This window comes from Mycobacterium sp. E136 (genome assembly GCF_001666865.1).
Taxonomy (GTDB): Bacteria; Actinomycetota; Actinomycetes; order Mycobacteriales; family Mycobacteriaceae; genus Mycobacterium.
This window is the reverse complement of record NZ_LZJE01000096.1, coordinates 1-18,822: the sequence shown is the minus strand read 5'-3', so window position 1 is coordinate 18,822 and position 18,822 is coordinate 1. Positions and strand designations below refer to the sequence as shown.

Annotated in this window: 17 protein-coding genes, 3 tRNA genes and 1 pseudogene; 10 read left to right on the top strand and 11 right to left on the bottom strand. The window is 68.1% G+C overall.

Annotated elements, in window-relative coordinates:
- Window positions 1-20 precede the first annotated feature (20 nt).
- The 5 genes from gyrA to A5698_RS07300 all read left to right on the top strand — a co-directional run bounded on the left by gyrA (window position 21) and on the right by A5698_RS07300 (window position 3,810).
- A complete protein-coding gene (gyrA, locus tag A5698_RS07315) occupies window positions 21-2,528 on the top strand; it encodes a DNA gyrase subunit A (RefSeq protein ID WP_068295025.1) in 2,508 nt (835 codons plus the stop codon).
- Between the two features lie 30 nt (window positions 2,529-2,558).
- Window positions 2,559-3,458: a DUF3566 domain-containing protein gene (locus A5698_RS07310; protein ID WP_068295021.1), complete on the top strand. Its 900-nt coding sequence runs from the start codon at window positions 2,559-2,561 to the stop codon at window positions 3,456-3,458.
- Between the two features lie 70 nt (window positions 3,459-3,528).
- Window positions 3,529-3,602: transfer RNA gene (locus A5698_RS07305), tRNA-Ile, on the top strand.
- Window positions 3,603-3,618: 16 nt separating this feature from the next.
- The gene (locus A5698_RS29725) at window positions 3,619-3,747 is read left to right on the top strand and encodes a hypothetical protein (protein WP_286144367.1); all 129 of its coding nucleotides are present in this window, start codon (window positions 3,619-3,621) and stop codon (window positions 3,745-3,747) included.
- A tRNA-Ala gene (locus A5698_RS07300) sits at window positions 3,738-3,810 on the top strand. The genes A5698_RS29725 and A5698_RS07300 overlap by 10 nt, the downstream gene beginning before the upstream one ends.
- 24 nt (window positions 3,811-3,834) lie before the next feature.
- Here A5698_RS07300 and cwsA read toward each other — a convergent pair.
- The gene (gene cwsA / locus A5698_RS07295; RefSeq protein ID WP_068295017.1) at window positions 3,835-4,275 is read right to left on the bottom strand and encodes a cell wall synthesis protein CwsA; all 441 of its coding nucleotides are present in this window, start codon (window positions 4,273-4,275) and stop codon (window positions 3,835-3,837) included.
- A 106-nt stretch (window positions 4,276-4,381) separates the two neighbouring features.
- On the opposite strand from cwsA, the gene A5698_RS07290 reads away from it, so the two are divergent.
- Window positions 4,382-4,909, top strand: coding sequence for a peptidylprolyl isomerase (locus A5698_RS07290; RefSeq protein ID WP_064401181.1), 528 nt, complete (start codon window positions 4,382-4,384; stop codon window positions 4,907-4,909).
- Window positions 4,910-4,918: 9 nt separating this feature from the next.
- Here A5698_RS07290 and A5698_RS07285 read toward each other — a convergent pair whose 3' ends face one another.
- Window positions 4,919-5,341, bottom strand: a complete 423-nt coding sequence (locus A5698_RS07285; RefSeq protein ID WP_068295014.1) for a PH domain-containing protein — start codon at window positions 5,339-5,341, stop codon at window positions 4,919-4,921.
- Window positions 5,342-5,495: 154 nt separating this feature from the next.
- The gene (gene crgA, locus A5698_RS07280) at window positions 5,496-5,759 is read right to left on the bottom strand and encodes a cell division protein CrgA (protein WP_068295010.1); all 264 of its coding nucleotides are present in this window, start codon (window positions 5,757-5,759) and stop codon (window positions 5,496-5,498) included.
- Window positions 5,760-5,849: 90 nt separating this feature from the next.
- Between crgA and A5698_RS07275 the strand changes: the two genes are divergently transcribed.
- Both A5698_RS07275 and A5698_RS07270 read left to right on the top strand, forming a co-directional pair.
- Complete coding sequence (locus A5698_RS07275) at window positions 5,850-6,635, top strand: DUF881 domain-containing protein (protein WP_068295007.1); 786 nt, start codon at window positions 5,850-5,852, stop codon at window positions 6,633-6,635.
- A gap of 68 nt (window positions 6,636-6,703) precedes the next feature.
- A complete protein-coding gene (locus A5698_RS07270; RefSeq protein ID WP_068295004.1) occupies window positions 6,704-7,390 on the top strand; it encodes an aminodeoxychorismate/anthranilate synthase component II in 687 nt (228 codons plus the stop codon).
- On the opposite strand, the gene pknB is transcribed toward A5698_RS07270, so the two are convergent.
- The 7 genes from pknB to A5698_RS07235 form a co-directional block, all read right to left on the bottom strand.
- On the bottom strand, window positions 7,368-9,245 hold the full coding sequence (pknB, locus tag A5698_RS07265; protein ID WP_068295001.1) for a Stk1 family PASTA domain-containing Ser/Thr kinase: 1,878 nt from the start codon (window positions 9,243-9,245) through the stop codon (window positions 7,368-7,370). The two genes, A5698_RS07270 and pknB, sit on opposite strands and share 23 nt — an antisense overlap.
- Window positions 9,242-10,585 carry a protein kinase domain-containing protein gene (locus A5698_RS07260; protein ID WP_068294996.1) on the bottom strand — a complete coding sequence of 448 codons (1,344 nt, stop codon included), beginning with the start codon at window positions 10,583-10,585 and terminating at the stop codon, window positions 9,242-9,244. Before A5698_RS07260 ends, pknB begins: the two co-directional genes overlap by 4 nt.
- A gap of 46 nt (window positions 10,586-10,631) precedes the next feature.
- Window positions 10,632-12,107, bottom strand: coding sequence for a D,D-transpeptidase PbpA (pbpA, locus tag A5698_RS07255; protein ID WP_067087525.1), 1,476 nt, complete (start codon window positions 12,105-12,107; stop codon window positions 10,632-10,634).
- Window positions 12,104-13,516: an FtsW/RodA/SpoVE family cell cycle protein gene (locus A5698_RS07250; RefSeq protein ID WP_068294991.1), complete on the bottom strand. Its 1,413-nt coding sequence runs from the start codon at window positions 13,514-13,516 to the stop codon at window positions 12,104-12,106. The genes pbpA and A5698_RS07250 overlap by 4 nt, the downstream gene beginning before the upstream one ends.
- Window positions 13,513-15,105, bottom strand: coding sequence for a PP2C family protein-serine/threonine phosphatase (locus A5698_RS07245; RefSeq protein WP_068294988.1), 1,593 nt, complete (start codon window positions 15,103-15,105; stop codon window positions 13,513-13,515). Before A5698_RS07245 ends, A5698_RS07250 begins: the two co-directional genes overlap by 4 nt.
- Window positions 15,102-15,569: an FHA domain-containing protein FhaB/FipA gene (locus A5698_RS07240; protein ID WP_067087519.1), complete on the bottom strand. Its 468-nt coding sequence runs from the start codon at window positions 15,567-15,569 to the stop codon at window positions 15,102-15,104. Before A5698_RS07240 ends, A5698_RS07245 begins: the two co-directional genes overlap by 4 nt.
- Before the next feature lie 128 nt (window positions 15,570-15,697).
- Window positions 15,698-17,182: an FhaA domain-containing protein gene (locus tag A5698_RS07235; RefSeq protein ID WP_068294985.1), complete on the bottom strand. Its 1,485-nt coding sequence runs from the start codon at window positions 17,180-17,182 to the stop codon at window positions 15,698-15,700.
- Window positions 17,183-17,429: 247 nt separating this feature from the next.
- Here A5698_RS07235 and A5698_RS07230 point away from each other — a divergent pair.
- Window positions 17,430-17,512, top strand: a tRNA-Leu gene (locus A5698_RS07230).
- A 186-nt stretch (window positions 17,513-17,698) separates the two neighbouring features.
- Here A5698_RS07230 and A5698_RS07225 read toward each other — a convergent pair.
- Entirely contained in the window at window positions 17,699-18,247 is a 549-nt protein-coding gene (locus A5698_RS07225; protein WP_068295046.1) for an LppA family lipoprotein, read from the bottom strand.
- A gap of 333 nt (window positions 18,248-18,580) precedes the next feature.
- Between A5698_RS07225 and A5698_RS07220 the strand changes: the two are divergent.
- Window positions 18,581-18,822, top strand: a pseudogene (locus tag A5698_RS07220) (DUF7373 family lipoprotein); the annotation flags it as partial.

The following is an 18,822-nucleotide window of genomic DNA, read 5'->3' as shown; positions in this document are numbered from 1 at the left end:
TCTAGAGCCGAAGGCAGATAATGACTGACACCACGTTGCCGCCGGGCGACGAAGCAGGCGACCGCATCGAACCGGTCGACATCCAGCAGGAGATGCAGCGCAGCTACATCGACTACGCGATGAGCGTGATCGTCGGGCGCGCGCTGCCCGAGGTGCGCGACGGCCTCAAACCCGTGCACCGCCGCGTGCTGTACGCGATGTTCGACTCCGGTTTCCGGCCTGACCGCAGCCACGCGAAATCCGCACGCTCCGTTGCCGAGACGATGGGTAACTACCACCCGCACGGCGACGCCTCGATCTACGACACCCTGGTTCGGATGGCCCAGCCGTGGTCGCTGCGCTACCCGCTGGTCGACGGGCAGGGCAACTTCGGCTCCCCCGGCAACGATCCGCCGGCGGCGATGCGGTACACCGAGGCCCGGCTGACTCCGCTGGCCATGGAGATGCTGCGCGAAATCGACGAGGAGACAGTCGATTTCATCCCGAACTACGACGGGCGCGTGCAGGAACCGACCGTCCTGCCCAGCCGGTTCCCGAACCTGCTGGCCAACGGTTCGGGCGGCATCGCGGTCGGGATGGCCACGAACATCCCGCCGCACAACCTCCGCGAGCTCGCGGAGGCGGTGTACTGGTGCCTGGAGAACCACGACGCCGATGAGGAGGCCACGCTCGCCGCGGTCACCGAACGCGTCAAGGGCCCGGACTTCCCGACGCACGGTTTGATCGTTGGGTCACAAGGGATCACCGACACCTACACCACGGGTCGGGGGTCCATCCGGATGCGCGGCGTGGTGGAGATCGAAGAGGACAACCGCGGCCGCACCGGCATCGTCATCACCGAGCTGCCGTATCAGGTCAACCACGACAATTTCATCACCTCGATCGCCGAACAGGTCCGCGACGGCAAGCTCAACGGCATCGCCAACATCGAGGACCAGTCCAGCGACCGCGTCGGGCTGCGAATTGTGGTGGAGCTCAAGCGCGATGCCGTGGCCAAGGTGGTGCTCAACAACCTCTACAAGCACACCCAGCTGCAGACCAGCTTCGGGGCCAACATGCTGGCCATCGTCGACGGCGTTCCGCGCACGTTGCGCCTCGACCAGCTGATCCGCCACTACGTCAACCACCAACTCGACGTGATCGTGCGGCGCACCCGGTACCGGTTGCGCAAGGCCAACGAACGGGCCCACATCCTGCGCGGTCTGGTCAAGGCGCTCGACGCGCTCGACGAGGTGATCGCGTTGATCCGGGCGTCGGAGACCGTCGACGTGGCGCGGCAGGGCTTGATCGAGCTGCTCGACATCGACGACATCCAGGCGCAGGCGATCCTGGACATGCAGCTGCGCCGCCTGGCCGCACTGGAACGGCAGCGCATCGTCGACGACCTGGCCAAGATCGAGGCCGAGATCGCCGACCTCGAGGACATCCTCGCCAAGCCCGAACGGCAGCGCGCGATCGTCCGCGACGAGCTCAAGGAAATCGCCGACAAGTACGGCGACGACCGCCGCACCCGGATCGTGGCCGCCGACGGAGAGGTTGCCGACGAAGATCTGATCGCCCGTGAGGACGTCGTCGTCACGATCACCGAGACCGGCTATGCCAAGCGCACCAAGACCGACCTGTACCGCAGCCAGAAGCGCGGCGGTAAGGGCGTGCAGGGCGCCGGCCTCAAACAGGACGACATCGTCAACCACTTCTTCGTCTGCTCGACGCACGACTGGATCCTGTTCTTCACCACCCAGGGCCGGGTCTATCGCGCCAAGGCGTACGACCTGCCCGAGGCTTCGCGCACAGCGCGCGGCCAGCACGTGGCGAACCTGTTGGCGTTCCAGCCCGAGGAGCGTATCGCGCAGGTGATCCAGATCAAGAGCTACGAGGACGCGCCGTACCTGGTGCTGGCCACCCGCAACGGGCTGGTCAAGAAGTCCCGGCTGGTCGACTTCGACTCGAACCGCTCCGGCGGCATCGTCGCGGTCAACCTGCGCGACGGCGACGAGCTCGTCGGGGCGGTGCTGTGCTCGTCCGACGACGACCTGCTGCTGGTCTCGGCCAAGGGGCAGTCGATCCGGTTCTCGGCAACCGACGAGGCGTTGCGGCCGATGGGGCGCGCGACGTCGGGTGTGCAGGGCATGCGGTTCAACGCCGATGACGCGCTGCTGTCGCTGAACGTGGTGCGGCCCGATACGTACCTGCTGGTGGCGACGTCCGGTGGCTACGCCAAGCGCACCGCGATCGACGAGTACCCGGTGCAGGGCCGCGGCGGCAAGGGGGTCCTGACGATCCAATTCGACAAACGCCGTGGCAATCTTGTGGGAGCGTTGGTCGTCGACGACGACACGGAGTTGTACGCCATCACCTCGGGTGGGGGCGTCATCCGGACCGCGGCTCGCCAGGTACGCAAGGCCGGGCGGCAGACCAAGGGTGTCCGGTTGATGAACCTCGGTGAGGGCACAACACTGATAGCCATCGCGCGCAACGCGGAGGAAGGCGACAGCACCGACGAAGTCAACACCGACCCCGGTGCCTGACCCAGCGACGGGACCAGTGAGGAGCCGTAGGTGAGTTCACCGAACGAGCCGGGACGCCCCCGCGCGGGCGACGGACCAGGCGGCGCCAACGGCTCCGCGGGCAACCACGACGCGCTCGGTACGCGCCCCGAGGTTCCGGACCGCGCCGAGGTGCCCCCGTGGCAGCGGGGCCCCGCGGCGCGCTCGGCACCTGGGGGTCAGCGGCCGCCGGAGCCGCCGAGGCGCGCACCCGGACCGGGCCCGCGCGGTGAGAGAGTTGTCGATGAGGGTCACGCGACCGAGCGGCCCGCCGACGACCAGCGGGGGAACGCCAACAACTCCCCCAACGTCGGCGCGCGGGCCAACCGGTTCGTCCCGGGTGGCACCACGCCCACCGAGGAGGTCCCGACCCGCAGCGGGCCGTCGGAGGCACCACGCCAAGAGACCTACGCCAGCGAGTTGCCGGACCTGTCCGGGCCGATGCCGCGCGGGCCCCAGCAGCGCAAGCCCGCGGACCGCGCGCCCTCCGAGCCGAGCAGCCGACCGTCGCCGGGCGGCCGTATCCAGGTCGGCACCCGGCACAAGGGTCCGGTGCGGGCCAGCATGCAGATCCGTCGCATCGACCCGTGGAGCACGTTGAAGGTGTCGGCGGTGCTGTCGGTCGCCCTGTTCTTCGTGTGGATGATCGCCGTAGCGTTTCTGTATCTCGTCCTCGGCGGGATGGGTGTGTGGAGCAAGCTCAACAGCAACGTCGGAGACCTGCTCACCAGTGCGGGCGGCGGTTCCGGCGGTGAGCTGGTGTCGAGCGGGACGATCTTCGGCGGTGCGACGTTGATCGGGTTGGTCAACATCGTGTTGTTGACGGCGATGGCCACGATCGGCGCGTTCATCTACAACCTGACCACGGACCTGGTTGGCGGCGTGGAAGTCACGCTCGCCGATCGGGACTGAGGCGCGGACCGCGGTTTGGGCGGGAGCCCACGATTGCGGTAATCTCGTCGCTCGGCCATCACGGCGGCACGGGGCTATAGCTCAGGCGGTTAGAGCGCTTCGCTGATAACGAAGAGGTCGGAGGTTCGAGTCCTCCTAGCCCCACGGAAAGGTTCACACCATGAGGCGGGTGCTGTTGATCGCCACGGCGATCGGCGCCGCAGTCACCGTCGCCGTCTGGCGATCGCGCCACGGCATCGAGGTGTGGCATGTGGCGCCGGACGCGCCGCCTGCGGACCAGGGGCCTTAGCTCAGTTGGTAGAGCGCTACCTTTGCAAGGTAGATGTCAGGAGTTCGATTCTCCTAGGCTCCACTCCTACTCCCCCGCCCTGAGATCTCAGGGTTTCGGCGACACTTCCACACTCGGCGGCAGCGGTGAGGGCTCCGGCTGCGTCGACCTCCGCACGATCGAGAACGTCACCGCTCCCCCGGCCAACACGACGACACCGGCCGCGGCGATCACCAGCCGCCGTCTGCGCTGCTTGGCTTTCGACGTGCGGGGCGGCACCGCCCCCTGCAACACCTGCGAGACGGCCTCCTGCGCCGCGGCGAGCTCCTGAGCGATGGTCTGTTGCGCGGTGGCCAGATCCTCGCTCAGCTGAGCCTTGATGCGGCCGCGCCGATATCGTTCGCCCACCCATGACGCTGATGACTGAGCACCGTTGAGCCCCAGCGCCAGAGCGCCCCGGGTGACGTCGACCGGCCCGACCGCCGTGTACTTCAGGCCGCGGCTCAACCGCTGGGCGGGGCTCATCCGGATCTCCGTCTCAACGCTCATGGGCGTACCTTTCTCGCGGCCGGGGTGCGACCACAACAGCCTGCCATCTAGCCGAACACAACGGTGCCGGATGGGCGCCGAACGCGGCGTGGCACACTGACATCCCGTGACGAGCCCCATTCAGACAGCGACCGCGACCCTGCACACCAACCGCGGCGACATCAAGATCGCACTCTTCGGTAATCACGCGCCCAAGACCGTGGCCAACTTCGTCGGCCTGGCGCAGGGCACCAAGGACTACAGCGGCGAGAACGCATCGGGCGGCACGTCCGGACCCTTCTACGACGGTGTGGTCTTCCACCGCGTCATCGACGGCTTCATGATCCAGGGCGGCGACCCGACCGGCACCGGCCGCGGCGGCCCGGGGTACAAGTTCGAGGACGAATTCCATCCCGAGTTGCAGTTCGACCGGCCCTACCTGCTGGCGATGGCCAACGCCGGACCGGGCACCAACGGCTCGCAGTTCTTCATCACGGTCACCAAGACGCCGCACCTTAACCGCAAGCACACCATCTTCGGGGAGGTTGTCGACCCCGAGTCGCAGAAGGTGGTCGACGCGATCGCGACGACGGCGACCGATCGCAGCGACCGCCCGACCGACCCGGTGGTCGTCGACTCGATCACCATCGCCTGACCGAACCGGTCAGGAGCGCGGGCCGGCGTAGCCGGCCTCGGTCAGCGCGTCGAGCACGTGCAACGGATCGGTGCCCAGATCCCAACGCGTGAACACGATCAGATCGCCGCTTTCGGTGTCGATCTCGAGTAGCCGGACTTTGCGGGCCAAGCGGCGGAACTCAGTGATCCGGATCACTTTGATCTCGCTGCGCGGCAAAATTTTAGTGCCGAACCAACCGCGGTGGACGAGGGCGCCATTCTCGATTGCCAGCTTCGGCCGCGCGCGCCACGAGAAGATTGCAAACAGCAGTAAACCCACCCCGGCAACTCCCCCGAGAAGGCGCCCCGGAGAGTCTGTGATCAGGCTCACAGCGACGATAACCAAGATAATCCCGCCTATGCCGGATGCTGCGATGCCGGCAGTGGGAGGGCTCCAACTAGTTTGCTGCACTGTTTCTCCACACCCTTTCACCGCGGGGTATGCGGTTATCCACAAGTGCTATCCCCAATGGGGATGAATCACAACCGTGTGAGTTGGTTACCGCGAGGTTGCTGGCAGGGTAACGCGCAGCGGCGCGGTTGAATTCATTCCGGCGAAGGGTATCTCAGCGCCACCGCATTGTGAGCAACAGACCGGTGATCATGAAGGCAAAGGCGATCGCGTAGTTCCACGGCCCCAGCTCCGCGAGGAACGGGATGGCTGACGACGCCAACTGGAACACCAGCAGCCAGACCAAGCCGATCAGCATCAGGCTGACGAACAGCACGACGAACCAGGTGCTCGACGGCCCGGCCTTGACCTTGACGGGCGTACGGCTCACCGAGGTGGCGGTGAAGTCGTTCTTCTTGCGGACCTTGGACTTGGGCATGGGTACCTTCGGGACAACTGAGTGCGACGATGTACTGACGAGCCTAACGTAGGACCGGCACCGCAGAGTCAAGGAAGCCAGGTAAGGCAGATGCAGGGGTCGCATCGCCCGAAGCAGGCGACGCACAAGCAGAGTCGGCGCTCGACGGTGTGGCGATACGGGGTCCCGGTGGTCTGTCTGCTGGCCGGTCTTCTGCTGGCCGCCACGCACGGCGTCTCCGGCGGCGACGAGATCCGCCGCAGCGATGCCCCCCGCCTGGTCGACCTGGTCGGCGAGACCCAGCAGTCGGTGGACCGGCTCAGCGCCGAGCGCGATGCGCTCGTATCGACCATCGACAGCCACCACGGGGGCAGCCCGGGCGCCGATGCGGCCCTGGCGGCGATCACCACGCGCGCGGCGCGCCTATCGGCCGAGGCCGGGCTGGACCCGATGCGCGGGCCTGGGCTCGTCGTGCGGCTCAACGACGCGCAGCGCGACGCCGAGGGCCGGTTCCCGCGCGACGCCTCGCCCGACGACCTCGTGGTGCACCAGCAGGACATCGACGCCGTCCTCAATGCGCTGTGGAGCGCCGGTGCCGAGGGCATCCAGATGCAGGACCAGCGGATCATCGGCACCTCGGCTCCGCGGTGCGTCGGCAACACCCTGTTGCTCAACGGGCGCACATACAGCCCGCCCTACGTCATCACCGCGATCGGCGACGCGTCCGCTATGCAGGCGGCGTTGGCTGCCGCTCCGCTGGTCAACCTGTACCGCCAGTACGTGGTGCGGTTCGGCCTCGGCTATGCCGAGGAGCCCCAGGCCTCGGTCGAACTCGTCGGCCACAAGGAGCCCCTCCGGATGCGGTTCGCCAAGCCGGCCGGGCCGATCGGTTACTGACCCCTTCTGTGGTTAGCGGCACCCGGCGCGACCGGGTAGGGCGCAATCGCAACCAGTAACCTGGGCTGATGCAGGTCTTGGTCGTCGACAACTACGACAGCTTCGTGTTCAACCTGGTCCAGTACCTCGGCCAGCTCGGGGTACAGGCTCAGGTGTGGCGCAACGACGATGGTCGCCTGGCCACGGACACCGACGTCGCCAAGGCCGCCGCGGACTTCGACGGTGTGCTGCTGTCGCCCGGCCCGGGCACGCCCGAGCGTGCGGGCGCGTCGATCCCCCTGGTGAAGGCATGCGCGGCGGCGGGCACCCCGTTGCTGGGCGTCTGCCTCGGTCACCAGGCCATCGGTGTCGCGTTCGGCGGCACCGTCGACCGCGCACCCGAACTGCTGCACGGTAAGACAAGCGTCGTCCACCACACCAATTCCGGTGTGCTGCAGGGTCTTCCGAATCCCTTCACCGCGACCAGGTACCACTCGCTGACGATTGTGCCGGACACGGTTCCGGATGTGCTCGAGGTGATCGCGCGGACCGAGGGTGGGGTGATCATGGGGGTGCGGCACGTCGAGGCGCCGATCCACGGCGTGCAGTTCCATCCCGAGTCGATCCTGACCGAGGGCGGTCACCGCATGCTGGCCAATTGGCTCGGGTACTGCGGCGCCGCACCCGCCGAGGCGCTGGTCCGCCAGCTCGAGGACGAGGTCACGGGCGCCGTCGCGGCCGGCCGCGACGCCGCTACGACGCGAAGCTCAGCGTGATCGTCGAGCCGAAGTTCACGCCGGTGCCCGGCGACGGGTTCTGAGTCACCACCGCGTTGGTCCGCTGACCGCTGTTCTGCACGTCGGCGCCTTTGTCCAGGAACCCGGTCCAGCCCAGCGCCCGTAGCCGCGGTTCGGCGTCGGTCCAGAACATGCCGCGCAGGTCGGGCATCACGAACTGGTTGCATGCCGACAGTTGCAGCTGGATCGGTGAGTCAACCGCCGACTCCTGACCCGCCCGCGGCAACGTACCCATGACCTGTCCGCAGGGCTTTGTGCTGTCGACCTGCACGGACACCACGTTGGTGAATCCGGCGGCGGTCAGGATCTGCCGCGCAGGCTCCTCGGTCTGGCTCTCGACGTTCGGCACGGCGCGGGTCTGCGGGCCTGAACCCAGGATGATGGTGATCTCGTTGGTGATCGCCGACGTCTGGTTCGCTGGCGGGTTGGTGCCGAGCACCTTGTCTTTCAGCTCCGGAGTCGACGGCGACGACGAGGACTTGAACTTCTCGAAGCCGGCCTCTTTCAACTTCTCGGTGGCGTCGGAGTACGTCAGGTTCTTGACGTCGGGGATCTCCCGCTGCTCCGGCCCGGTCGAGACGTTGATGGTGATCTCCTCCCCCGCGTCGACCGAACTGTCGGCGCTGGGATCGGTGCTGATGACGTGGTCGGGCGGCACCGTCGAGTCGGGCCGCTGATCAGTTCTGGTCTTGAAGCCACGGTTTTGCAGTTCGGCGATGGCGTCGGCCGACGGTTGGCCGCTGACATCGGGCACCTCGACGCTGCGGGTGCTTCCGCCGAACATGTTGATCGCGACCGTCACCACGACGGTCAGGATGGCTAGCACCGCGACCGCGGCTAGCCAGCGTCCGACCGAGCCGCGCCGGTCGTGCTCGGCGTAGTGGGAGGCGGGAACCGGCGGCATCGGGTCGATCGGTTCGGTGCGCTCGTGGGGCGCCGGCGACGACAGCAGCGAGCTGCGCTCGGCGTCGGTGAACACCTTCGGGGCCTCGGGCTGCTCGCCGCTGTGCACGCGGACCAGGTCGGCACGCATCTCGGCGGCGGTCTGGTACCGGTTGTCGGGGTTCTTCGCCAGCGACTTGAGCACAACCGCGTCCAGTTCGGGGCTGATGGCGGGGTTGCGCTGTGACGGCGCGATGGGATCCTCGCGGACATGCTGATAGGCCACGGCCACCGGCGAGTCACCGATGAAAGGTGGCTCCCCCGTCAGGATTTCGTAGAGCACACAGCCCAGCGAGTAGACGTCGGAGCGGGCGTCGACCTTCTCGCCGCGGGCCTGTTCCGGCGAAAGATACTGTGCCGTGCCGATCACGGCGGCGGTCTGGGTGACGCTGTTGGCGTCGGCCAGCGCGCGGGCGATTCCGAAGTCCATCACCTTCACCGCGCCGGTCTTGCTGATCATGATGTTGGCCGGCTTGACGTCGCGGTGGATGATGCCGTGCTGGTGGCTGAAGTTCAGTGCCTGGCAGGCGTCGGCGATCACCTCGATCGCCCGACGCGGCTCCATCGGTCCGTCGTTGTGGACGATGTCGCGCAGCGTCACACCGTCGACGTACTCCATGACGATGTAGGGCAGCGGGCCCTGAGGAGTCTCGGCCTCGCCGGTGTCGTAGACCGCGACGATCGCAGGGTGGTTGAGTGCGGCGGCATTCTGCGCCTCGCGGCGGAACCTCAGATAGAAGCTCGGGTCGCGGGCGAGGTCGGCGCGCAGCACCTTGATCGCGACGTCGCGGTGCAGCCGGACGTCGCGCGCGAGGTGGACCTCGGACATACCACCGAAGCCGAGGATCTCGCCCAGCTCGTAGCGGTCGGACAAATGTTGCGGGGTCGTCATTGCAATGTCTGTTCTGGAGCCGAAAGCCGCTGGTACGGCTCCTGTGCCGGGGGCGACGCCGGTACCAGCGGCATTGCCGGTGACGCCATCGCCTGCGGTGTGGTTACCCCTGATTGTTCCTCACCACCGTCGCTCCCCTCGCGGATGGTCCGGTCGGGAAGCGCCTCGGGGGTCTCGAACGGCGTCGTCTCGGTGATCGTGTTGGTGATCGTCGGTGGCGGTGTCTGCTTGTCTTGACGGTCCTGGGCGTTGAGCACGATCAGGATCGCGATGATGATCGCCAGCGCTCCCAGCACGCCCGCGGCCCACAACAGCGCGCGCTGGCCCGACGAGAACGTGCGCCGCGGCGGAGGCGGCCGGTGGCTTCCGCTCACCGACCGCGGGCGCGCGGCGGTGGCAGGGGCGCGTCCGGTCATATCGGCGGCGGCGCGGGCCTGGGTGGCCGACGGCACGGCGGTGGGGGCGGCCCGGCCGATCGAGGGGGCGGCGTTCGGTCGCGGTGGGCGGCGCCCGGAGCGCACCGCGGCCACCGCGTCGGCGAACGCCCCGCCGGAGCGGTACCGCATCCCGGGGTTCTTGACGAGGGTGATCTCGATCAACTCGCGCACGTTGGGCGGCAGATCGGCGGGCAGCGGCGGGGGAGTCTCCTTGATGTGCTTCATCGCGACCGTCAGCGCGCCGTCGCCGGTGAACGGTCGCTTACCCGAAACCGATTCGTAGCCAACGACTCCCAACGCGTACACATCGCTTGCGGCGGTGGCATCGTGACCGAGCGCCTGCTCGGGGGCGATGTACTGGGCGGTGCCCATCACCATGCCGGTCTGGGTCACCGGGGCGGCGTCGACGGCCTTGGCGATGCCGAAGTCGGTGAGCTTCACCTGGCCCGTCGGCGTGATGAGGATGTTGCCGGGCTTCACGTCGCGGTGCACCAGGCCTGCGCTGTGAGCGACCTGCAGGGCGCGCCCGGTCTGCTCCAGCATGTCGAGCGCATGGCGCAGCGACAGCCGGCCGGTCCGTTTGAGGACGGAGTTCAGCGGTTCGCCGTTGACGAGTTCCATCACCAGGTACGCGGTGCGCCCTTCGCCGTCCATGTCGGTCTCGCCGTAGTCGTACACGCTGGCGATGCCGGGATGGTTGAGCATGGCGACAGTGCGGGCCTCCGCGCGGAACCGCTCGACGAACTCGGGGTCGGTCGAGTACTCGGCCTTGAGCACCTTCACCGCGACCCGGCGGCCCAGCCGGGAGTCCACGGCCTCCCAGACCTGTCCCATGCCGCCGGTGGCGATCAACCGCTGCAGCCGGTAGCGCCCGGACAGCGTCACTCCCACGCGGGCCGTCATACGGCCCCCCGGGTGCGAGTCATGCGGAACGTCCGCCTTGCGCTGCTCATGAGCCCTCCCGCAGCGCCGCGGCGATCGTGGCCCGGCCGATCGGAGCGGCGAGCTCGCCTCCGGTTGCCGACAGCCTGTTACCGCCGTTCTCGACCAGCACCGCGACCGCCACCTTGGGGGCCTGGGCCGGGGCGAAGGCGATGTACCAGGCATGCGGAGGGGTGTTGCGAGGATCGGTACCGTGCTCCGCTGTGCCGGTCTTGGATGCGATCTGCACGCCGGCGATGGCTCCCTTCTGCTGAGTCACCTGCTCGGCGGCGACCATCAAGTCCGTAAGTGTATCCGCGACCTGCTGCGACACCGCCCGGCGCTCTTCCTGCGGCGCCGTGGTGGCGATGTTCGAGAGGTCCGGTCCCTTCAGGTTATCGACCAGATAGGGCTGCATCGCCACCCCTTTGTTGGCGATGGCCGCGGCGATCTGTGCGTTCTGCAGCGGGGTCAGCGCGACGTCCTTCTGCCCGATGCTCGACATGCCCAGGGCGGCGCCGTCCGGAATGGGCCCGACGCGCGACTCGACCACCTGAAGCGGGATGGGCTCCGCGGGCGCGTCCAGACCGAACGAGCGCGCCGTCGAGCGCAGCGCGTCGGCCCCGGTGTCGATGCCCAGTTCGACGAAGGCGGTGTTGCAGGACCGGGCGAACGCCTCCCGCAGCGTCGTGGTGGGGGCGCCGCCGCAGGACGCGCCGCCGAAGTTCTCCAGCGTTGCGGTGCTGTCCGGCAACGGAATTCGCGGCTGCGCGGTGAGCTGGGTGTTGACCGTCGCGCCGCGCTGCAGCGCCGCGGCGGTGGTGACCACCTTGAACGTCGACCCTGGGGGATAGGTCTCGGAGATCGCGCGGTTGAGCAGCGGCGAGTTCGGATCGTCGCGCAGCCGCTGCCACGCTTGGCTCTGCGCCTCCAGGTTGTGGGTGGCCAACAGGTTCGGGTCGTAGGACGGCGACGACACCATCGCCAGGATCTTGCCCGTCGACGGTTCTATGGCCACCACCGAACCCTTGCACGGGCCGTCGCAGCCGTCCTCCATCGCGTCCCACGCCGCCTGCTGGACCTGCGGCTTGATGGTGGTGTCGACGTTGCCGCCGCGCGGGTCGCGCCCGGTGAAGAAGTCGGCGAGCCGGCGGCCGAACAACCGCTCGTCGGAGCCGTTGAGTACCGAGTCCTCCGCGCGCTCCAGCCCGCTGCTCGAGTACTGCAGCGAGTAGAAGCCGGTGACCGGCGCATACGTCATCGGGTTCGGATACACCCGCAGGAAGCGGAACCGGCCGTTGGTGGACACCGAATACGCCAGCAGCTGGCCGCCCGCGGAGATCTGCCCTCGCTGGCGCGAGTACTCATCGAGCAGCACACGCTGATTGCGCGGGTCTGAGCGCAGCCCGTCGGCGGTCAACACCTGCGTCAGCGTGGCGTTGCCCAACAAAAGCACGATCAGGGCCATGACCGTGACGGCGATGCGGCGCAGCGAGGTGTTCATACCTTCTCGACCACCTCGGTGCTGGCCGCAGCGATCGGGGTGGGGGTCTGCGGTCCGGCGATGATCGGGCGGCGGGCCGCGTGCGAGATCCGCACCAGGATCGCCAGCAGCGCGTAGTTCGCCAGCAGCGACGAGCCGCCGTAGGACAGCCACGGCGTCGTCAGCCCCGTCAGCGGTATCAGCTTGGTGACCCCGCCGACGACGATGAACAGCTGCAGCGCCAGCGTGGAGGCGAGGCCGGCGGCCAGGAGTTTCCCGAAGCTGTCACGAACGGCGATCGCGGTGCGCAGGCCACGGATGATCACAATGGTGTACAGCATGAGCACCGCGGCGAGGCCGACCAGGCCGAGTTCCTCGCCGACGGCGGCGATGATGAAGTCGGTCGACGCGGCGGGCACCGTGCCGGGCTGACCGTTGCCGAGCCCGGTGCCGAATATCCCTCCGGTGGCGAAGCTGAACAGCGACTGCACCATCTGGTAGCCGGCGCCGTCGGGGTCAGCGAACGGGTCGAGCCAGGTCTGCACACGCACCTGGACGTGACCGAAAAGGTGGTATGCCGCAACGCTTCCCGCGGCGAACAACGCCAACCCGATGACGACCCAACTGAACCGGTCGGTGGCCGCGTAGACCAACACCAAGAACGACGCATACAGCAGCAGCGAGGTTCCGAGGTCCTTCTCGAAGATCATCACGCCGACCGACGCGATCCACGCGGCCAGCAGCGGCGCGAGGTCGCGGGGCCGCGGCAGATCCATGCCGAGAACGTGCTTGCCCGCGCTGGTGAAAACGTTGCGCTTGGACACCAACACAGCGGCGAAGAAGATCAGCAGCAAAATCTTGGAGAACTCGGCGGGCTGAATCGAGAAGCCCGGCAAGCGAATCCAGATCTTCGCGCCGTTCTGTTCGGACATCGCGCGCGGCAGCACGGCGGGGATCACCAGCAGCACCAGACCCGACAGGCCGCAGATATAGCCGTAGCGGGCCAGGAGCCGGTGGTCGCGCAGGAAGATCACGATGAGCGAGAAGCCGACGACGCCGAGCAGCGTCCACAGCATCTGCTGGTTGGCGGTGCCGCCCAGCCCGTCCTGGGACAGCTCGCCGTCGGCGAGGTCGAGACGGTGAATCATCACCAGCCCCAAGCCGTTCAGCAGCGCGACGACCGGGAGCAGCAGGGGATCGGCGTAGGGCGCGAAGCGCCGGATGGCGAGGTGCGCGCCGCTGAACAACGCCATATACGCGACGGTGTACTGCGCGAGGTCCCAGTGGACGCCCTGCTCCTGGTTGGCCTCCACGAGCAGCAGCGCCAGCGTCGTGATCAGGGCGGCGAAGCCGAGCAGCAGCAGTTCGGCGTTGCGCCGGTTGGGAAGTGGCGGCGCGACGGAGACGGCGGACTGCGGCTGTGTCGTCATGACACTTCCCGGCACGTGGTCCCCGGCTCGGGCGGCGGCGGAGGCAGCGCGGTGACGGTCGGGGACTGCGGCGGTTTGGGCGTCGGCGACTCCGGACCCTCGGGCGGTGGCGGCGTGCCCGGTTCGGCCCGCGGAGATTCCGGTGCGGGCGACGGCGGCTTGGGCGCGGGTGACGGGGGAGGCGTTGTCACGGTCCGCGGGGTCTCCGGTGCCGGGGTCTCGTCCTCGCCGCGGGGTGGCGGATTATTCGGTACGCCAGGCGAATTCGACGGTGCCGGGCTGTGCGGCACCGCGCTGGTGCGCGGCGGCGGAGGCGGCGGCGGTGCGCAGATCGGCAGCAGCGAGTCGCGCGCCAGCTGGTTGATCTGGGTGATCGCCTGATCCTCCGACCCCGTCGGCAGCCCCGCGATGACCTGACGCTGCTCGGAGGGCTTGAGGTCGCCGACCTTGAGCAGTTGGCAGTCGCGCGGCTCTTGGCCGGGATTGATGAGGGTCAGGCCATTGCGTTCGGTCAGGCAGCCCTGCCGGTACGGCTCCTGCAGCGGGTATCCGAGCACCGATCCCGGCACACCCCGCATGATCGAGACGACGCCGTCGTGGGCGGCGACGTAGAAGTTGCTTCGGACGATCTCGCGGCCGACGGCCAGCCCGGCCAGGATGACCAGGACCACGAGGGCGGCGGCGATGAACATTCGCCGCCGCGACTTGGGCGGTCGCGGCGGTTCCTCCGGTTCCGGTAGCGCGCGCTTGGTCTCGTTGCGACGCGGGTTGAACGCCGACGCGCGACCGGCCGCGGTGTTGGGCGGCGGCTGATCGTCATCACCCGATACCGCTCCAGCGATGATCGGCTGGGTCTGTCCGTAGTCGTAGGTGCTGTTGTCGACGACGTCGGCCACCACGACGGTGACGTTGTCGGGGCCGCCGCCGCGCAGGGCCAATTCGATGAGCCGGTCGGCACTTTCGGCGACATCGGGGATCTGCAGCGCTTCGAGGATGGTGTCGTGGCTGACCGGATCGGACAGGCCGTCGGAGCACAGCAGGTACCGGTCGCCGGCGCGGGCCTCGCGCATGATCAGCGTGGGCTCGACCTCGTGGCCGGTCAGCGCGCGCATGATCAGCGACCGCTGCGGGTGGCTGTGGGCCTCCTCGGCGGTGATGCGGCCCTCGTCGACGAGCGTCTGGACGAAGGTGTCGTCCTTGGTGATCTGGGTCAGCTCACCGTCACGCAGCAGATACCCCCGCGAGTCGCCGATGTGCACCAGACCAAGTCGGTTGCCCGCGAACAGGATTGCGGTCAACGTGGTGCCCATGCCCTCGAGCTCGGGGTCGGCCTCCACGTGCGCGGCGATCGCGGAGTTGCCCTCGCGAACCGCCGAGTCGAGCTTGCTGAGCAGATCGCCCCCGGGCTCGTCGTCGTCGAGATGCGCCAGCGCGGCGATCACCAGCTGCGAGGCGACCTCGCCCGCCGCGTGACCGCCCATGCCATCGGCGAGCGCGAGCAGCCGGGCACCGGCGTACACCGAGTCCTCGTTGTTCGCCCGGACCAGGCCGCGGTCGCTGCGCGCGGCGTATCGAAGCACCAGTGTCACGGGCGCAGCTCGATTACCGTCTTGCCGATCCGAACCGGCGTGCCCATCGGAACGCGTACCGCCGTCGTCACCTTCGCCCTGTCGAGGTATGTGCCGTTGGTCGATCCTAGGTCTTCGACGTACCATTCCGAACCTCGCGGCGACAGCCGCGCGTGGCGCGTCGAGGCGTAGTCGTCGGTGAGCACCAAGGTCGAGTCGTCTGCCCGGCCGATCAACACCGGCGCAGTACCCAGCGTGATGCGGGTTCCCGCGAGCGCGCCCTCGGTGACCACCAGATGTCGTGGCACATTACGTCGGGCCCGGCTGGGAAGCAGCGAGGCGCGCAGCGGCAGCCCACGACGGACCATGACCGAACCGGTCGGGGCGTAGAGATCCGTGCGCAGAATCCTCAACACCGACCAGATGAACAGCCATAGCAGCAACAGGAATCCGACGCGCGTCAGTTGCAGTACCAACCCCTGCATCTGACGTCCTCTCCGTCTCCATCCCGTTCAGTCACCTCGGCAACGCAGCCAGCCTCGGCACCGTCACGATACTTGGACGGTTACCGACATGAGGGGGAAGCGACCAGCTTCTCCGCCCCGGCCGACGCTCAGTGCACTCGGACGATGATCTCGGAGTGGCCCAACCGGATCACGTCGCCGTCCGCGAGTTGCCACTCCTGGACCGGCGCATTGTTCACCGTGGTCCCGTTGGTGGAGTTCAGGTCGGACAGAAGCGCGACCTGACCGTCCCAGCGGATCTCCAGGTGACGGCGCGAGACCCCGGTGTCGGGCAGCCGGAACTGCGCGTCCTGGCCGCGGCCGATGACGTTGGTGCCCTCACGCAACTGGTAGGTCCGGCCGCTGCCGTCGTCGAGCTGGAGCGTGACGGTCGCACCGCCGGCGGCGTAGTCGCCCTGGCCGTAACCGCCGTACCCGGCCGGCTGTCCGTAGTCGTAGCCGCCGCCTGCGGGCTCGGCGTAGCCCGGCTCGGCGTATCCGCCGGGGGCATCGCCGTACCGGCCGTACTCCGGCGGGGCACCGTAGCCCTGGTCCTGTCGGCCGTAGGGCTGGCCGCCGTAGCCGCCCTGGTCCGGGTAGCCACCCTGGTCGGGGTAGCCGCCCTGATCGGGATAGGCGGGCCGGGGCTCGGGACGGCCGTAGCCGCCCTCCTCGTGCCGGCCGGGGGCCGGGGGACGGCCGTAGTCGTAATCACCCGCGGGCGCGCCGCCGTAACCGGGCTGACCGCCCGGCGGGGGACCGTAGCCACCCGGGGCCTGGCGGTAGCCCTGGTCGGGGTAGCCACCCTGCTGCGGCGGTGGGCCGTATCCGGCCGGGGGCCGCTGCTCGTAGGACGGCGGTGGATAACCCTGGTCGGGGTAGCCACCCTGATCCGGATATCCGCCCTGGTCCGGGTAACCACCCTGGTCGGGGTAGCCACCCTGGTCGGGATAGCCCCCCTGGCGCGGGGCGTACGGATCGCCCTGCGGGGGATAGCCGCCCTGCTCGTGCTGGGGGTACTGGCCGCGGTCGTCCGGGCGGCCGTAGCGGTCGTCCTGCGGACGGTCTTGGGGACGGTCTTGGGGACGGTCGTAGTACTCGTCGGCGGGCCTCCCCGGCCCCTGGCCGCCGCGGTAGGTCGGGTTGTCGCTCATCGGTGGTACTCCTGATTCTGCGCTGGACGCACGTACATGAGGTGGTGGGGCGGGTTCGCCAGTGGTCGAGTCGGGATTGACCGCTCCACGCGCGCGAAACTGTCCGGTGTGCAGGGTGGGTGATTGTTCGAATCTGACGACCACATCACCATACGTTTGCCACCCCTGCTCACGGATGTATCCCTCCAAGTGCTTGGCAAAAGTCGCTGACGTGAGGTCTGGGTCGGCGCTCACCTTCTGATAGTCAGGCACACTGAGGGTAATGACGTAGTCGTTTGGTGCCAAAACCTGACCGCCGAGCACTTCGCGCGCGCCGGTGTCGGCCTCCCGGCGGAGCATCGCCTCGACCTCCTGCGGGACGATCGACCCGCCGAACACGCGGGCGAAGGCGTCACCGACCGTCGACTCGAGCTTGCGCTCGATGCGGTCGACTAGACCCATGTCACCGCCCGCCTCACTCGTCGTCGTCCGTCGGCCCTGCTCATAGCCGCCGTGCCTGCGTGTCGCCTGGCCACAATGCTCACGTGCATGGTATCGGCCAAGCGCTGCGCTGCGGGACCAACAGAACTCTGAGAATCGCATCGCCGCAGTTCAGCGCCGCGGATCACGATCAGCCGAACGTGGTGGCGGGGCGGCCGGTACGGTTGGGGAGCGGGGCGCCGTGCGTGATAGGCTCCCCCGGTTGTTGGGGCGAGTGGCGGAATGGCAGACGCGCTGGCTTCAGGTGCCAGTGTCCTTCGGGACGTGGGGGTTCAAGTCCCCCTTCGCCCACAAGGAGCGGTTCTACGAACTGCGAACACAGAGGTCACGATCCAGAAATGGTTCGTGGCCTTTGTATTTTCAACGCGATTGATCCAGCTTGACGGGATGTCGCCGCGAGTGCGGAGCGGCGTTCGCAGATACCCCTCGATTGTCCGCCTCGGGGAGGTCCGCAGGCGGCTGAAGCGGCTGGGTCGGCTACGCGCCGGTTGCGGGTGCGGGAAGATCGGCCTGCCGTAAGCGGCAGTCTGATTTCGGGGACAAGATCGTGTTGGTTTTGGTGCCGAACTCGATCTCTATGCCGTCGGCGCCGCCGAACATGACGTCACGGTCGCCCGGATTGTCGACGAGTGTGGTCATGTTTGATGCGCCGAGGCGCGCAGCACCGTATTTGACGACCGCCAAGGCGGGCGCCCACTTGTCACCCGGTACCGGCCCGGCAAACACGATGTGCACATACACCTGAACGCCGGACGTCCTGGCGTACGCGCCACCGCAGCCGCGCCAGCTGTCTTCCTTGATCTGCCATGTCAGGCCCGGCACGAGCGCGGCGACCCGATCAGCCATATCCCGCAACTCATTTCGGTACTGCTCTTGTGCCGCTTCAAATGGTGGCCTCGAACGAAGCGCGGCTTCGAGATCGTCCGTCGACGTGCCCATACCATCATCCTGTTGGCCGGGTTCTGACCCGCTGCTGCAGCCGGTCACGATGAGTAGCCCGAGAAGGGTCAGCACGATGATCCTCACGACGTGTGTCGCCACGTTCAGTCTCCCGGTATCGCTCGCGGCAGCGGTATCCGGCCATCCTGCGGGATGAGAGGAACCGCGGGCGGTGGTGGCGCGAACACTAGCTGGTTGTCCGGTAGCCCGGCCACGACGGCCGCCAGGTCGTAGCCGGACATGCGCAGGTTGCCGTCGTTGTCCGCGCGCGGGTAGTCGGCGTGGCTATAGACGCCTTCGCGGCCGCCAGTTAGCGACCGGCTAAGACGCCACAGCGGCTCGTCTCATTTCTATGAAGTCCGCTCGCGGCGTCGGCACGCCTGAAACTTCCGCCCTCTCGGCACGGGTAATTTTGCCGGCATGCGGAACGCGATCCTTGCGCTCATCTCTGTCATCGCGCTGCTCGCGACGGCGTGCACGTCGACCGTCGAGGGATCCGCCGTGCGAGCGTCGGGTCCCGCGCTCGACTTCGACCAGCTGGACCCGGGCCGCTTCCCGACGGCACCGCGCGATCCGCTGGGCGTCGCCGGTGACCCGATGCTCGGCGTGGTGCTCGAAGGGCAGCGAATGGCCAACCACGTCATCGGGCCGTGGGAGATCGA